This is a genomic window from Bacillus cereus G9842 (assembly GCF_000021305.1).
Classification (GTDB): domain Bacteria; phylum Bacillota; class Bacilli; order Bacillales; family Bacillaceae_G; genus Bacillus_A; species Bacillus_A thuringiensis_S.
The window spans coordinates 2,901,982-2,919,297 of sequence record NC_011772.1 but is presented as its reverse complement, the minus strand read 5'-3'; the positions used below and the strand labels follow the sequence as shown (position 1 = coordinate 2,919,297).

Below are 17,316 nucleotides of genomic sequence, written 5' to 3'. Positions count from 1 at the left end.
TAAATCTTTTTTATAAGATAGATGAAACATACCGATATTTAATTAAAGAAAGAGAAGGTAACTATTGTTAGCTTTATGAGAATTGGGAACTAATAAAACATATGTAGGTTTTGGAATGGAAAAGGAAATAAGGTGTATTTAAATGAATGCAAAGTTTATGGAGGAACAATCATGTTGAATTATGGTGTGAAGATAAAAAAGTTGCTATTAGTGGCAGCTATAATAGTAAGCGTATTAAGTACGGAAAGTATGATGAATTATCATGCGGCCAAAGCTAAGGTGAAAAAAGTAGAACATCAGCCTAAAAATATAATTATGATGGTTATGGACGGGACTAGTTCAACGGCGACAACATTGGCTCGCTGGTATAAAGGGGCACCGCTTACGTTAGATCAAATTGTAACAGGAGGTGTTCGTACGTTTTCGGCGGAATCAGCTATTACAGACTCAGCGCCAGCAGCAACAGCATTAGCAACTGGAAATAAATCGAATTCAGGATATGTAGGTGTACTACCTTCTATTGTAAATTCACCTAGCTTAAAGCCAATAAAAGAAGAGGACAAGTTACGGCCGGTCGCAAACGTATTAGAAGGTGCAAAACGTACTGGTCGTGCAACGGGAATTGTTGCTACATCTGAAATTCAGCATGCTACTCCGGCGGGATTCTCAGCTCACCATGTCAATCGCAAGCAATTTAACGTAATTGCGAAGCAGCAAGTATATCAAAATATAGATGTCGTATTAGGCGGGGGAAAAGCGGCGCTTCTACCTATAAAAAGTAATGGAATCCGAAAAGATGGTGAAAATTTAGTAAAGGTGATTCAAGACAAAGGATACGATTTTGTTGAAACGAAAGATGCGTTATTGAACTCCAAATCTAATAAAATTTGGGGCTCTTTCTCACATCATGCTCTTGCGTTTGATATGGATCGTATAGCAACAAATCCAGAACAACCGACACTTTCTCAAATGACAGAAAAAGCAATTCAAACATTATCAAAAGATAAAGATGGCTTTTTTTTATTCGTAGAAGGTAGTAAGCCAGATTGGGCAGCTCATGCTAATGATCCGATTGGGATTATTAGCGATGTATTGGCATTTGATGAAGCGGTAGCAAAGGCGTTACAATTTGCGAAGAAAGATGGGGATACGATGCTTATCGCTTTAACTGATCATGGTAACAGCGGCATCTCTATAGGGAATAGGAATACGACAAAAGGATACAATACTACACCGGTTTCTGCATACATTGATCCATTGAAAAAGGCGAAAATGACACTTGAAGGAACTATAAATAAACTGAAATCTGATTTATCAAATGTAGAAGATGTAGCTAAACTATACGGTTTGGATAATCTAACTCATGATGAAAAAGAAAAATTAAAAGCGGAAAAAAAGAAAATGGATGTAGGACGAATCCTTACTACATTATTGGCTAATCGTGCAAATATCGGCTTTACGACAGGAGGACATACAGGTGAGGATGTATTCTTATATTCTTATGGACCTCAAAAACCAGAAGGCTTAATCCAGAATACAGACATTGCGAAGACGATGGCCAAAGCGATGGGCTTTAACTTAGAAGAAGTAACGAATAAAATATTTTTAGAGAGTGAGCAAGCCTTTAAGAAAATCGGTGCAACTGTAACAGCCGACAAAACCGAAGGAGTAAACCCGTTACTTGTGGTAAAACATAATAAAGTAGAAGCACAACTATTTGGTAACAAAAATATAATTCGTATCAATGGTAAAGGGTATGAATTAGGAAGTATTATTGTAGAGAGTAATGGAAAGTGCTATGTACCACAAGAAGCAATTCAACTATTTGTAAAGCATTCTCGTTAAAAAATTGCCAACCAGTTAAGCTAACTGGTGGCAATTTTTTGTGTTCATTCTAAATATAAGGGCTCGGATTGTTTTGTAAAGTTTTTCAGAGGAGACTTGTATAAATGTTAAAGGGGAATTATATTCTTTTCTTACATTAAAAAATTTCGTTTTGTAGAATAGAGAATTTATACATATAGTAAAGTCTAATGTATTATCAATTAATATTTACGAAAAATATATTAATACTTTAGAATTTCTTTAATTTTCATTATTTTTTATTTAAGGTTATCCGTTATATTTATAATGTGTTTATTTCAATTTATCGTATTGTAGCGCAGTTTCATATAATTAGAAAGCAATCCTCAAAATAAAATCTCCACTAGAGTAAATTTATTATTTTTTTGCGTTTTTTATTTACAAAAATTATTATGCCGCTAAGAAAACTGTAGTTTATTGAATTAGAGATATATTAGAATTTATTTGAAGAAAGAGAGAGGGAATAAAATGAATATAGTGCACTTACGTCCTAAACAGCGTTCTAAGTATCGAATTATGCTAGGGACGTGGTATTACTCTACAAAGAGGTATATTCAGTGGTTATCAGACGGAAAAACATATGCAAAAAGGTTCCAACAAGAAAAGCTACCTTGTACAGCAATTCAGCACCGAACGATATTACTCCGTAAGCTCAAAGATGTAGATATGTGGTATCAACAGAATAAGGTTGTTAATTTGAAAATTGCTGTTAAAAAACTAAATGGTATCGTCATTAGACCAGGAGAAACATTTTCTTACTGGCGTTTAATAGGTAAGCCTACGAGGAAAAAAGGGTATGTAGAAGGTATGGTATTACATTACGGATCTTTTCAAACAGGTATTGGAGGAGGTCTTTGTCAGCTTTCGAATTTAATATATTGGATGACTTTACATACACCACTGACAGTAACAGAACGATATCGTCATAGCTTTGATGTCTTTCCTGATTCTAGGCGAACTCAACCGTTTGGGAGTGGAGCAACTTGTTCCTATAACTATTTGGATTTACAAATTAAAAATGAAACGGACCAACCGTATCAACTTCATCTTTATATGACAGATGAATATTTAGTTGGTGAATGGAGAACAGTCTATCCGCAACTTTATCAATATGAAGTGTATGAGAAAGAACATTCAATTCAACCTGCATACTGGGGTGGTTATATACGACATAATGTGATTCAACGTAAAGTATATAATCAACAGAAACAGTTAATAGAAGATCAATATGTAACAGAGAATCACGCTATAATGATGTACGAACCACTATTAGCTTGTAATAATGAGAATAGTGAGTAATATGGTAATCCATAGATTAAATAGTATAGAAAATATTTAATTCTTATTTTTATTAAAAAAGTATGAATCCCAGATTTACTGGATTTTAATTGTAACTAAGAACATATAAAAGTTCACTGTTATTTATAGGAGAGTCTGTTTGTTTTTATATCTTATGTATTTCACCCTGCATAAAAAAATATTTCTCAACATTTTATTTGTTGAAAAAGATTGAATATTCGTATTATAACGAATATTATGTTGTTATCGGCAAAAAACGATAATTTGCAGACACTGGGGAGGAAATACATTGAAAAAGAAAAAGAAATTAAAACCATTAGCGGTATTAACAACAGCAGCAGTACTAAGTAGTACGTTTGCTTTTGGAGGTCACGCAGCTTATGCTGAGACACCAACATCATCTCTACCAATAGATGAGCACTTAATACCGGAGGAGCGTTTGGCAGAAGCGCTAAAACAACGGGGGGTAATTGATCAATCTGCATCACAAGCTGAGACGTCAAAGGCTGTCGAAAAATATGTTGAGAAAAAGAAAGGGGAAAACCCTGGGAAAGAAATCTTAACAGGAGATAGTCTTACACAAGAAGCTTCTGATTTTATGAAAAAAGTAAAAGATACAAAAATGAAGGAAAATGAACAGGCACAGCAGCCTGAAGTAGGCCCAGTAGCTGGACAAGGTGCAGCATTGAATCCAGGGAAATTAAATGGAAAAGTACCTACTACATCAGCGAAGCAAGAAGAATACAATGGAGCTGTTCGAAAAGATAAAGTACTTGTTTTACTTGTAGAATTTAGCGATTTTAAGCATAACAATATTGATCAAGAGCCAGGATACATGTATTCTAAGGACTTTAATCGTGAACATTATCAAAAAATGTTATTTGGTGATGAACCATTCACTTTATTTGATGGATCGAAGATTAACACATTTAAGCAATATTATGAAGAACAATCTGGTGGTAGCTATACAGTTGATGGGACTGTAACAGAGTGGCTTACTGTTCCAGGAAAAGCATCAGATTATGGTGCTGATGCGGGTACTGGGCATGATAACAAGGGGCCTTTAGGACCAAAAGATTTTGTGAAAGAAGCATTAAAAGCAGCGGTAGCAAAAGGAATCAATTTAGCAGACTATGACCAATTTGATCAATACGATCAAGATGGTGATGGAAATAAAAATGAGCCAGATGGCATTATTGATCATTTAATGGTTGTACATGCTGGCGTTGGTCAAGAAGCTGGCGGCGGTAAATTGAAAGATGATGCGATTTGGTCACATCGTTCAAAACTAGGTTCAAAACCATATGCAATTGATGGCACGAAATCTTCTGTTTCGAACTGGGGCGGAAAGATGGCTGCATATGATTATACAATCGAGCCTGAAGACGGAGCAGTTGGTGTGTTTGCACATGAGTATGGCCATGATTTAGGCTTACCAGATGAATATGATACAAAGTACTCAGGACAAGGTGAACCTGTTGAGTCATGGTCTATTATGAGTGGTGGTAGCTGGGCTGGAAAAATTGCAGGAACAGAGCCAACGAGTTTCTCGCCACAAAATAAAGAGTTTTTCCAAAAGAATATGAAGGGGAACTGGGCGAATATTCTTGAAGTAGATTATGACAAACTTAGCAAAGGAATCGGTGTTGCAACATATGTAGATCAAAGTACTACAAAATCTAAACGACCTGGAATTGTTCGTGTTAACTTGCCGGACAAAGATATAAAAAATATCGAATCGGCGTTTGGTAAGAAGTTCTATTACAGTACAAAAGGAAATGACATTCATACAACACTTGAGACACCAGTATTTGACTTAACAAATGCAAAGGATGCTAAGTTCGATTATAAGGCATTTTACGAACTTGAAGCGAAGTATGATTTCCTTGACGTATATGCGATTGCAGAAGATGGAACGAAGACACGCATTGATAGAATGGGCGAAAAAGATGTAAAAGGCGGCGCGGATACAACTGATGGTAAATGGGTTGATAAATCATACGATTTAAGCCAATTCAAAGGGAAAAAAGTAAAACTGCAATTTGAGTACTTAACAGATATTGCAGTAGCTTATAAAGGATTTGCGTTAGATAATGCAGCCTTAACTGTAGATGGAAAAGTTGTTTTCTCTGATGATGCAGAAGGTCAGCCAGCAATGACGTTAAAAGGCTTTACTGTGTCTAACGGATTTGAACAGAAAAAACATAATTACTATGTAGAGTGGAGAAATTACGCTGGTTCTGACACTGCGTTACAACATGCACGTGGCCCAGTATTTAATACAGGAATGGTTGTATGGTATGCGGATCAAAGCTTTACAGATAACTGGGTAGGCGTTCATCCAGGTGAAGGGTTCTTAGGAGTAGTAGATTCTCATCCAGAGGCAATTGTAGGGACATTAAACGGACAACCTACTGTGAAGAGCAGTACGCGTTATCAAATTGCTGATGCGGCATTCTCATTTGATCAAACACCAGCATGGAAAGTAAATTCACCAACACGCGGTATCTTTGATTATAAAGGATTACCAGGAGTGGCAAAATTTGATGATTCTAAGCAATACATCAACAGCGTTATTCCTGATGCAGGACGTAAGTTACCGAAGCTAGGACTGAAGTTTGAAGTAGTAGGCCAAGCTGAAGACAAGTCTGCAGGTGCAGTTTGGCTTCATCGATAAAATAAGGTAAAAAGAAGAGAAGCTGCGATAAGTCGGTGAAACTGACTGATTGCAGCTTTTTTCTTCTTGTGAAAAAACTCGCTGTTTTTTATGTACTTATTGGAAAAATATGAAGTTTTTTTGATACATAAAATGCTCCGTCTGTCCAATTATAGAAGCTATTTTGGACGTAAGAAATTTGTAAGTAATGAGTAAGAAAAAAGAGATTTTCATAGTATAAAATATTTATTATAGCTACTTTTAACACCTGATACTAATAGTGTGCTATAATATGAATTAGCAACAAAAAGGAAAGGAATTAGAACAATGACCTTAGAAAATACTAAAAATTTAAAAAAACAAGTTGCTCCTTTTGAAAAATCAACGATTAAAAAAAGTGTTTGGCAACTGATCAACACAATCGTGCCATTTATTATTTTATGGTACCTTGCTTATAAAAGTTTGTCAGTTTCTTATTGGTTAACATTAGTTCCAGCACTGTTAGCCGCTGGATTTATGACAAGGATTTTCATTATTTTTCATGATTGTACCCATTATTCATTCTTTAAAAGTCGACGTGCAAATAGAATAGTTGGAACGTGTATGGGTGTTTTAACATTATTCCCATTTGATCAGTGGGGGCATGAGCATTCTATTCACCACGCTACGAGTGGTAATTTGGATAAGAGGGGTACAGGGGATATTTGGACGCTTACAGTAGATGAATATGTAGCAGCACCATTTAGACTCCGTTTAGCATATCGTTTATATCGCAATCCATTCGTTATGTTTGGGTTAGGCCCAATTTATGTTTTCCTGCTTAAAAATAGATTTAACCGAAAAGGTGCTAGAAAAAAAGAACGTATGAACACTTATTTAACAAATGTTTTAATCGTTGCTGTAGTAGCTATACTTTGCTGGGCGATTGGGTGGCAATCGTTTCTGTTAGTACATGGTACTATATTCTTAATAGCAGGTTCAGTAGGGATTTGGCTGTTTTACGTACAGCACACATTTGAGGATTCTTATTTTGAAGAGGATAAAGATTGGGAATATGTGAAAGCGGCAGTGGAAGGAAGTTCTTTTTATAAGCTTCCCAAAATTTTGCAATTTCTAACGGGTAATATTGGATTCCATCATGTTCACCATTTAAGCCCAAGAGTACCTAACTATAAACTAGAAGAGGCACACAATAATACGCTTCCTTTAAAAAATGTACCAACGATTACGCTTGCTACAAGCTTACAATCACTACGTTTCCGTCTTTGGGATGAGAAAAGTAACAATTTTGTTAGCTTTAAAGATGTCAAAAATATAATTAAAAATAATGTTTCTGTTCGGGTGAAATCTGAACTATAATTGCATCGCATATAAAACTCCCCTTAATCATTTTCGATTTAAGGGGAGTTTTTGTTTAAAGAGTAGATGCCAGATAAGAAGAAAAATTAAATGATTCAAATTATAATTGAAGCAGATTAGGAATTGCTCGTACGTAAGTACAAATATAAGGTGACAGTAAATACATTATGTTAATAAGTGGAGTTGTCATGAATTCTCCATTATGATAACTGTTCATAAATCCGACGGAAATTAATAGCAAAAAGGGGATAGTACAACATTATATCTAAAAATAAGAAAAGACTTGAATGGAAATTTCATTCATTTTTCTTGGTGTTCCGCATTCCATACACTTAAATAAGATGCATATTCTAATTCATCTGGATTCTCATGTAACATAGAAATGAATTCTAATTTATTTCCATCACAATCTAGAAAGTATACACTTGCAGCGGGCATCCACCTTTGGACAATTGGCTCTTGATTTCCTTTTCCTTGACTTCCTATCACTTCTATTCCACGTTCCTCTAACCAAGATTTAGAAGTCATTAAAGATTCTAAATTTACACCAAAAGCAAAATGTCTCGGCTCAAAGTCTTCGATATTATTTACTTCCCATAGTCCAAGCATTTGTTTTTTATTTTCTCCGACCCAAAAGAAAGCCACTCTTCTTTTGGAGAGTTTTCTTGCTAACGTTAATCCTATCTTGTTTTGATAGAAATTTATCGCTTTTTCTAAATTTTTTACATGTAAATGAGTTTCGTATATGTTCTGTATTATTATGATCATTCCTTTCTTTATTGGTAACTACCAATTGAATAGTGAATGTAATTCTAAAGTTGAAATATGTATAAGCCTAGTAATGTACATCTATATCCGATATACCTACTTACTATTATATTGAAATTGAAATAAGATAAATCCAACTGAGGTAGCAAGTTTAAATGAATATTCTACTACTTTTGTAGGAGAGGGGATATATTCATTAAATTCAGATGAAATCATATTAAAATAATGAAAAACACTATTCTTTTCGTAAGAATAGCATCGTTTTTAATGTTCTTAAGTTGATGGCCATAGGGCAGAATTTGAAAAATGCGAAATTACAAAGCTAAGAATTTTAACTCCACAAAAAAATCGATTTCCTGTGGAGTTAAAGGAATCGACTTTTTATTTACCTTGTTGTATTAACGCGGCTGTTAACTTAATAGTAGATAAGTATAATCACCTATTTCTCCCAAAGTTCAATCAATCGACCTTCAGGATCCTTAATCCAAATAAACTTTCCAAATTCACTCATTTCTTCTTTCTTTTCAAGAGGTACACCAATATTCTCAAGATGCTTTATAGTCTTGTTTAGATTATATACTTGGAAATTTAACATTACTTGTTGTTCTGTTGGAAAATAATTGTCATTCTCAGTAAAGAAAGAAAAGATGGTCTCATTTCCTAACTGGGGTTTAATCACAGTCCCATTCCAATCTTCTATATCAAGTTTCAACACTTCACTGTACCATTTTTTTATAACATCAAGATTCTTAGTTCTCCAAAATATTCCTCCGAAACCTTTTATCATCGTATCTAACTCCTGTCTGTCTTTAAATATATATTAAATATATCAAAACAAAACAGTAATAGTAAGCTGAATCATCAACTTATGAACAGTAAAAATCATAATTGCTAGTATTGTAGCATTTACTACATTAACACTTTCAACATCATCATTGGCAAAACTTGAAATCTGGGGGGAAGGTATTGAAATGCTCACTTTTCAACCCATAGTTCATCTGAGAAATTCAGAACTTAAAGTGTTATAAATAATCCTTTCAATAGTAGGGAGAAATGAAAGAAGGAACGATAAAAGACCATACATGAAGTGAAGCGCCACGTGTGGTCTTTTATGTATCGTCAAATATTACATAGTCTCGCTAATTTTACTTTCACTATGAGTGTTAGTAGATATTCTTTTCTTAACTTTAAAGTGATAGTAGGTATAGCAAAAGATGATAAATGGTACAGTGCAATAGATTCCAAGTCGTTGTTCTGGGATAAAAATAAGACTGATTAATATAATGCCATACAATCCAAAACCAAGAATTGGTACGAGTGGATAAAGTGGTGTTTTAAATTTTAAGTCTTCTAATTTTCCACCGTCTGCTAAATAATGTTTGCGGAAAAAGAATTGAGAAACACAAATTGACATCCAAACAATAATGGTAATGACTCCGGAAATTGAAATGAGCCATAAGTAAACCGTTTCAGCAGCTACTACGCTTGTCAAAAGAGAAAAAGCAGAAATAGCTATCGTCATGATTAAAGCGTTGAGAGGAATCCCACGTGATGATAATTTCTTTAAAAAGGCTGGAGCCATTTCGTTTTTTGATAAAGACCAAAGCATTCGAGTAGCAGCGTATAGTCCTGAGTTTGCAACAGAAAGAACAGCAGTAAGAATAACAAAGTTCATAATATCAGCTGCATATGGAATACCGATATTATCAAAAACAGCAACGAATGGGCTCTTTGTTAATCCAGCTTCTTCCCAAGGAATTAAAGCAACAAGAACAAAGATTGCTAAGACGAAGAAAAACATCGTGCGCCATATAATATTTCTAATAGAACGAGGTAAAGTTTTTGCTGGATCTTCACTTTCACCTGCTGCGATTCCAACAAGTTCTGTACCTTGGAAGGAATAGTTGACTGTAACCATTGTTAAAAGAATAGCGGCAAGTCCATTTGGGAATAAACCACCATGATTTACGAAATTTGATAATAGCGGAGCTGGTTCGTCGCCTTTTAAATCAATAAAACCGAACATAGCGGCGCCGCCAAGAATAATAAAAGCTATAATGGCAGATACTTTTATACTTGAAAACCAAAATTCTGTTTCTGCATAACTACGAGCAGATAATGCGTTAATAGTGAAGATTGTAACTCCGAATATTAAGCACCAAACCCAGACAGGAATATCAGGAAACCAGCGCTGCATTGTAATGCCGGCAGTTGTAAATTCAAGACCGGTCGTATTCGCCCAGCTTAACCAATACAACCATCCGATTGTAAAGCCAGTTGCAGGATTGATGAATTTAGTGGCATATTCTTGGAATGAACCTGAGACAGGCATGGCTACAGCGAGTTCACCAAGACATAGCATAACGAAATACATTAATAATCCACCGGCCATAAAGGCAAGTACGGATCCACCAGGTCCAGCTTGACTTATTATAAAGCCAGATCCGTTAAATAACCCCGTTCCAATCACACCACCGAGTGCAATCATGAATAAGTGTCTACTTTTCATCGTTCGTTTTAATTCATTGTTTGTATTACTTACTTGGGCCATTGTTTTCCTCACTTTCGTAGTTGATAGAATAAAGTTTGATGTTTTTCCGTATTATGGAATGTATTCCGTGATGTGAAATCTTGTTATAATTTTCAGATAATTAAAAATAAAAGTCAATATTTTTTTGTTTGCGTTTTCAATTTGTTATTAGTGATATATTTTTATTGTTAGAAAATTAAATAAATAGATTGATTTCATTTCGAATGTTTGCTAAATTGATAGTTAATTAAACGTACTAACATATTACGAGTAAAGTTGAGGCGAGTTATGGTACAGTCCATTGATCGAGCGATAAGTATTATTAAATTATTGAATTCTACAAATGAAAAAGAGTATTGGGCTATTTCTGATATAGCAGATGGAACACATCTCCCAGTTAGTACAGTACATAGATTACTTAACTCTCTAATGGAGCATGGGTTAGTTACACAAATACCAGAGACAAAACAGTACAAAATTGGACCAATGTGGATGGAAATAGGGTTACGTCAATTGGAGAAGGTAGACTACAGATCAGTTGCAAGAGAAGTGATGAAGCGGTTGGCCTTTGAAGTCGAAGAAAGTGTCTATTTAAATATTCCAAACGGAACACATTCTATTATCATTGAAAGAATGGATAGTCCTTTAAAAATTCGAGTTATCGATAATCTAGGGGAACAAATTCCACTTTCAATTGGTGCCGCAAATAAAACGATGCTTGCCAATATGAAAACGAATGAAATGGAACATATTGTAGAACATTTACTTTCTTCATTACCAGAACAAAAGCAAATTCTTCTTAATCAAATAAAGCAAATAAAAAATGAAGGATATGCTGTCAGTTATGGTGAAAAAACAGAAGGGACAGCTTCAGTAGCTGCACCTATTATCGGATTTAATCATAAAGTAGTAGGAGCATTAAGTGTTGGGTTAATTAGTCATCGTATTAATGATGATCGACTATCTTTTCTTATTAGCAAGGTAAAACAAGCAGCTCATGAAATATCAATAAAAATCGGCAGTACATCAGAACTATAATTTTGATAGCTGTCGTCATTTTTTATTCATATACTGGAATTCGTTTTCATAATGCGGAAAAATAGGGGGATTTATATGTCAAAGTGGCAATCAAAAGAACAATTGATTCAATTATTAAGCAGTCTTGTTGAAATTCCTAGTATTACCGGTTCAGAAGCTGAAGTAATATTGCCAGACTTTGTTGTGGAACAATTATCTGAATTACAGTATTTCAAAGAAAACCCGCATCATTTACAAAAAAATCCGACAGGGGACGGACGATATTTTGTTACAGCACTAGTAAAGAAAAGCGATAGTACAAAAAATACTGTAATTCTAGTAAGTCACTTTGATGTTGTAGATGTACAGGATTACGGAGTGTGGAAAGAAGATGCATTTAATCCTAAAAAGTTAACATCTATGTTTTATTCTCATAAAGATGAACTTCCAGACCATGTACGTGAAGATATAGAACAAGGAGAATGGCTGTTTGGTAGAGGAACAATGGATATGAAATGCGGTCTAGCATTACAAATGGCAATGATTGAACAAGCATGTGAAGGAAGATTCGATGGGAATGTTCTTTTATTGGCTGTACCAGATGAAGAAGTGAATTCTGTAGGGATGAGGGCCGCTGTTCCGAGACTGTTAGATTTAGCAAGAGAGCATAACTTAGATTATAAAACGGTCTTAAACTCAGAGCCTATGTTTTCAAGACATCCTGGTGACCAAAATAAGTATATTTACACTGGCTCTATTGGTAAAGTGTTACCTGGATTTCTTTGCTACGGAAAAGAGACACATGTAGGTGAACCTTTTGCAGGCTTAAATGGGAGTTATATGGCTTCATTAATAACGGCAGAATTAGAGTTAAACACAGACCTTTGTGATATTGTAGAAGGGGAAGCGAGTCCTCCGCCAACTAACTTACTTCAAAGGGACTTAAAAGAGGATTATTCTGTACAAATTCCGCATCGTGCAGTCACATTATTTAATTTGTTTTTATTAGAAAAATCAATGACAGATGTAGTTTCATTGTTACATCAAAAAGTAACGAAAGTTGCAGAGAAAATAGAAGAGTCGTATGAAAAACATGCATATCGTTTTTCTAAATATAATCCATTTATACCACCTAATCTCAAAGTAAATGTATTAACGTATGAAGAGCTTATCACATATGCAATTGAGCAACATGGACAAGAAAAAATAAATCATATTCAATCTAATATTATAAAAAATAGAGAAGATAAAGATGATCGTGCGGTAACGATTGATTTAGTAGATAAATTAGCGATTTTATGTAAAGAAAAGGCACCGATGATTGTACTTTTCTTCGCTCCGCCGTACTATCCAGCTGTGAGTTCACGCAACAATCCTTTAATAAAAGAGGTGGTTGTAGAAATGGAAAAGTATGCACACTACAATCATAAGATTACATTTGAAAACCAAAATTATTTTGGGGGGATTTCAGATTTAAGCTATGTAGGCTTGCAGTATCCACTGGATTCAATGAGTTCGCTTGTAGACAATATGCCATTATGGGATAAAGGTTATTCAATTCCGCTTCAGGAATTAGAAGAGTTTGATGTTCCAGTATTAAATATGGGGCCGGTAGGAAAAGATGCACATCAATGGACAGAACGTCTAGATGTAAACTACGCATTTGAAACACTATTAGATATGTTACCGAAATGCATTGAAAAATTATTAGTTTCTAATAAAATTACACAATCATAGTAGGGAATAGGTAAGGGATAAAACAGAACCTTTAAAGAAAATTCGAATGAAATTATTTTAATATAATTAAAAACGGAACGGCCAAGCTCAATTTTATATGAGTTTGGCCGTTTATCATGTAGTGAATTTTTAATTAAAATTATGTGAATTCATAGCTAACGTAATCTCTTTTATAGTTTTATTTTTTAGTTTGACCAGATAGTTCAACAGACTTTTGCGTACAACGCTGCATAGCTGAAATAATCGCTGTTCGTAATCCTTTTTCCTCTAATGTTGCTACAGCTTCTATTGTCGTTCCACCAGGAGAACAAACCATATCTTTCAATTCACCTGGATGTATTCCTGTTTCTAGTACCATTTTTGCAGAGCCTAACACAGCTTGAGCAGCGAATTTATATGCTTGATTTCTAGGCATACCATCTAGTACAGCAGCATCTGCCATCGCTTCTATAATCATATATACATATGCTGGTGAAGAACCACTTACAGATGTTACAACATCCATTAATTTTTCACTTACGATCTCTGTTTGACCAAAACTATTGAAAATGTTTAGTACATCTTCTAAATCTTTTTCTGTCACCATTTCATTAGGGCATAATGCAGACATTCCTTCTCCAACAAGAGCAGGAGTATTAGGCATTACTCTTACAACTTTTAATTTTTTATTAAAGGCATTTTCAGTACTTTCAATACTTTTACCAGCAGCGATCGTAACGATGATAGCATCGTTTTTGATTACTTCTTTTATTTCATTAATTATTGATGCGTATAGGTCTGGTTTAATTGATAAAATTAAAATATCAGCATTTTTAGCTACTTTATTGTTGTCGGTAGTTGTAGTTAGCCCATATTTTTCACTAGCATTTTTTAAATTAGCAGTGTTTAAATCTGAACAAATAATATGATTTGAAGACACTATCTTTTTGTTTAGCATCCCGCCAATCATAGCCATTCCCATATTTCCGCAACCGATGAATCCAATTTGTTTATCCATAATAACTCAATCTTGCTCCTTTTATAATCAATTATATCGGTTTGATATTGTTATCTTAGAATAATAATAATATCCCTGTGCAATATAAAGAAACATTCTAAGAGAATATATTCCTTTTTGCAACACTAAAAGATAAAAATTAATTATATTCGACATTATGTAAATATATACACTATAATGTAAGGTTTTATGTTTATGAATATGAGTTAAACTTATATCAATTTGTATTTTCATTCAGTAGGGCAATAATTTCATACAAGTCACTTGTGGCACTATTTATTTTTAAAAATACCTCTTGACACCGAATTGAACTATATCGCATAATATAAAAAAATTAGATTGAAAATCGTTGAAGGGAATTAGTACATATGTCTTCTTGCGAAAGAGAGTGGAATTCACCGGCTGAAAGATTCCTCGTATAGAATGTATCGAACCTATCCCCGAGTCTTAAATGAAAGTTTAGGCGTTCGCCTGCGTTATAGGCACCAAGTGGATATCTATGTATATCAATTAAGGTGGTACCGCGGAACAATGACCGTTTCGTCCTTTTTATTTTATTAAGGGCGAAGCGGTCATTTTTATTTTGCTCTTAAATACTTCAATGCAGCATTGATGAGAATAGATATAGTTGCAAAGTGAATGAAGTGTAAACTATAAAAACTTTGATTTTAGACTTGGGGGATAAAAAGGTGAAAAAACAACGAATTGTTGTAAAGATTGGAAGTAGTTCCTTGGCAGATAGTCACGGAGGCATCTCTACAGAACAGCTTTCAGATCACGTTGCCGCATTGGCTCGGTTGAAAGAGGAAGGGCACGAGGTTGTGTTAATTACATCTGGAGCCGTCGCTGCAGGTTTTTCAGCGCTAGGATATCCTAGTAGACCTGTAACGATTAAAGGGAAACAGGCTGCAGCAGCTGTCGGACAAAGTTTGTTAATGCAGGCGTACACGGAGGAATTCCGTAAATATGGCATCGTTACTGCGCAACTTTTGCTGACGAGAAGTGATTTTTCTAGAAAAGAACAATATAGTAATGCTTACGCTACGTTAGGAGAATTACTAAACCGTTCCGCTCTTCCAATTATTAATGAAAATGATTCCATCTCTTTAGAGGAGCTGACGTTCGGTGATAATGATATGCTGTCAGCTTTAGTAAGCGGGCTTGTTTCGGCGGATATGCTTATGATCTTTACGGATGTGAACGGGTTATATGACAAAAATCCTCAGAAAAATGCGGATGCAAAAAAATATTATTTTCTTCCTGAAGTTACGGAAGAAATTTCTTCTCTTGCAGGAGATGCTGGCTCAAAACTTGGGACTGGTGGTATGAAATCAAAAATCGATGCTGCAAAGACAGCACTCTCTCTTGGTGTGAGTGTATTTATCGGGACAGGACGTGGACAGGAAAAGTTTGTAGATGTTTTGAAGGGTAAGGGTGATGGAACGTATGTTGGTAATGCTCCTCAAAAAGAAATGAAGATGAACAAGCAATGGATTGCCCTGCATTCGCTTGTTAGCGGACAAATTGAAGTAGATGCTGGGGCGGCTACTGCCATCATTCAGCATGGTAAGAGTTTACTTCCAGCTGGTGTTACGAATGTATCAGGATTTTTCCAAGTGGGTGAAGTTGTAGAGGTTGTAACGCAACAAGGGCGCGTAATAGGAAAAGGACAATGCACATATAGTGCAGAGGAACTAAGAGATGTAAAAGGTATGCAAAGCCAAGATATTCAAGTAAGAGGCGAGAGACATAGTTATGAAGTCATTCATAGAGATCATTGGGTTTCACTTTAAAAAGGAGGAAATGAAAATGAATGAAGTGTTGGCAAAGGGGATAAAAGCAAAAGAGGTTGCTAGAGAACTTGTGCTTAAAACTACAGATCAAAAAAATGAAGCACTTGCTGCAATTGCTAATCAGTTGATAGTAGAAACAGCTTATATTTTAGAAGAAAACAAACGGGATATTGAAGAAGGTAAGGAGAAAGGATTTTCTGATTCACTCCTTGATCGCCTTTTGCTGAATGAACAGCGAATTGTTGATATGACAGAGGGTATTAAGCAGTTAATTGAATTACGTGATCCTATTGGAGAATGTGTAAGTGCATGGGAACGACCAAATGGACTATCTATTCAGGAGATGCGCGTACCACTTGGTGTTGTCGGAATGATTTATGAGGCAAGACCGAATGTAACTGTTGATGCTGCTACAATTTGTTTAAAAACAGGAAACGCAGTAATACTACGTGGTAGTTCTTCTGCTATCCATTCTAACAAAGCCATCGTTAGCGTTATTCACCGGGCGCTTAAGCAAACTAGCTTGCCTTCAGAAAGTGTACAGCTCATAGAAGATACAACGAGAGATAGTGCAAAACAGCTGTTTACATTGAATGAGTACTTGGATGTTCTTATACCAAGAGGCGGTAAACAATTAATTGATACAGTAGTGAGAGAAGCGTCTGTTCCAGTACTTGAAACAGGTGCGGGAAATTGTCATATATTCATTGATGAAACAGCGGATAAACAAATGGCATTTAATATTATTATAAATGCAAAAACACAGCGCCCATCTGTATGTAATGCAATTGAGACGATTGTACTTCATGAGAATTGGGCAGAGCAATATGGTAGCGAGTTGTTTTCTTCTTTGAAGGAAAGAGGAGTAGAGCTACGCGGTGATAATAAAGCAGTGGCGATTGATACTTCTATCTTACTTGCGACAGAAGAAGACTGGGAAACAGAGTTTTTATCTCTCACACTAGCAGTGAAAGTGGTTGCCACTGTTGAAGAAGCGATTCATCATATAAATACGTATGGATCTATGCATTCTGAAGCGATTATTACTGAAAACGAGGAAAACGTCAGCAAGTTTTTTACTTCTGTAGATGCCGCGGCACTTTATCATAATGCATCGACTCGTTTTACAGATGGATCCGAATTTGGATTCGGAGCGGAAATTGGTATCAGTACGCAAAAATTACACGTAAGAGGACCAATGGGGCTTCCAGCATTAACTTCCACAAAATATGTAATTCGTGGAAATGGACAAATTCGGAGCTAAGAATAACAAAAGACATCCAATTTAATTGAGATG

The 17,316-nt window shown here is 35.2% G+C and carries 12 protein-coding genes and 1 other annotated feature; of the genes, 8 read left to right on the top strand and 4 right to left on the bottom strand.

The annotated features are described in order from the left end of the window. The first annotated feature begins 171 nt into the window (after positions 1-171). The 4 genes from BCG9842_RS14705 to BCG9842_RS14690 all read left to right on the top strand — a co-directional run bounded on the left by BCG9842_RS14705 (position 172) and on the right by BCG9842_RS14690 (position 7,177). Positions 172-1,845 carry an alkaline phosphatase gene (locus BCG9842_RS14705; protein ID WP_000935910.1) on the top strand — a complete coding sequence of 558 codons (1,674 nt, stop codon included), beginning with the start codon at positions 172-174 and terminating at the stop codon, positions 1,843-1,845. Between the two features lie 486 nt (positions 1,846-2,331). After that, positions 2,332-3,162, top strand: coding sequence for a VanW family protein (locus BCG9842_RS14700; protein WP_001028246.1), 831 nt, complete (start codon positions 2,332-2,334; stop codon positions 3,160-3,162). Between the two features lie 289 nt (positions 3,163-3,451). After that, complete coding sequence (locus BCG9842_RS14695; protein ID WP_000727453.1) at positions 3,452-5,839, top strand: immune inhibitor A domain-containing protein; 2,388 nt, start codon at positions 3,452-3,454, stop codon at positions 5,837-5,839. A 306-nt stretch (positions 5,840-6,145) separates the two neighbouring features. Further along, the gene (locus BCG9842_RS14690; protein WP_000171502.1) at positions 6,146-7,177 is read left to right on the top strand and encodes a fatty acid desaturase; all 1,032 of its coding nucleotides are present in this window, start codon (positions 6,146-6,148) and stop codon (positions 7,175-7,177) included. A 300-nt stretch (positions 7,178-7,477) separates the two neighbouring features. Here BCG9842_RS14690 and BCG9842_RS14685 read toward each other — a convergent pair whose 3' ends face one another. The 3 genes from BCG9842_RS14685 to BCG9842_RS14675 all read right to left on the bottom strand — a co-directional run bounded on the left by BCG9842_RS14685 (position 7,478) and on the right by BCG9842_RS14675 (position 10,496). Then, positions 7,478-7,936, bottom strand: coding sequence for a VOC family protein (locus BCG9842_RS14685; RefSeq protein ID WP_041488168.1), 459 nt, complete (start codon positions 7,934-7,936; stop codon positions 7,478-7,480). A 448-nt stretch (positions 7,937-8,384) separates the two neighbouring features. Continuing rightward, positions 8,385-8,732, bottom strand: coding sequence for a VOC family protein (locus tag BCG9842_RS14680; RefSeq protein ID WP_000589588.1), 348 nt, complete (start codon positions 8,730-8,732; stop codon positions 8,385-8,387). Between the two features lie 339 nt (positions 8,733-9,071). Next, complete coding sequence (locus BCG9842_RS14675) at positions 9,072-10,496, bottom strand: amino acid permease (protein WP_000079994.1); 1,425 nt, start codon at positions 10,494-10,496, stop codon at positions 9,072-9,074. A gap of 267 nt (positions 10,497-10,763) precedes the next feature. On the opposite strand from BCG9842_RS14675, the gene BCG9842_RS14670 reads away from it, so the two are divergent. Beyond that, positions 10,764-11,513, top strand: coding sequence for an IclR family transcriptional regulator (locus BCG9842_RS14670; protein WP_000250748.1), 750 nt, complete (start codon positions 10,764-10,766; stop codon positions 11,511-11,513). 51 nt (positions 11,514-11,564) lie between these two features. Further along, positions 11,565-13,229: a M20/M25/M40 family metallo-hydrolase gene (locus BCG9842_RS14665; protein WP_136804177.1), complete on the top strand. Its 1,665-nt coding sequence runs from the start codon at positions 11,565-11,567 to the stop codon at positions 13,227-13,229. Positions 13,230-13,407: 178 nt separating this feature from the next. On the opposite strand, the gene proC is transcribed toward BCG9842_RS14665, so the two are convergent. Further along, the gene (gene proC / locus BCG9842_RS14660; protein WP_000360732.1) at positions 13,408-14,226 is read right to left on the bottom strand and encodes a pyrroline-5-carboxylate reductase; all 819 of its coding nucleotides are present in this window, start codon (positions 14,224-14,226) and stop codon (positions 13,408-13,410) included. A gap of 340 nt (positions 14,227-14,566) precedes the next feature. Then, positions 14,567-14,777, top strand: a binding site (T-box leader). 138 nt (positions 14,778-14,915) lie between these two features. On the opposite strand from proC, the gene proB reads away from it, so the two are divergent. Next, positions 14,916-16,019 carry a glutamate 5-kinase gene (gene proB, locus BCG9842_RS14655; protein WP_000744738.1) on the top strand — a complete coding sequence of 368 codons (1,104 nt, stop codon included), beginning with the start codon at positions 14,916-14,918 and terminating at the stop codon, positions 16,017-16,019. A 16-nt stretch (positions 16,020-16,035) separates the two neighbouring features. Continuing rightward, positions 16,036-17,283 carry a glutamate-5-semialdehyde dehydrogenase gene (locus BCG9842_RS14650; RefSeq protein ID WP_001006616.1) on the top strand — a complete coding sequence of 416 codons (1,248 nt, stop codon included), beginning with the start codon at positions 16,036-16,038 and terminating at the stop codon, positions 17,281-17,283. The last annotated feature ends 33 nt before the right edge of the window (positions 17,284-17,316 follow it).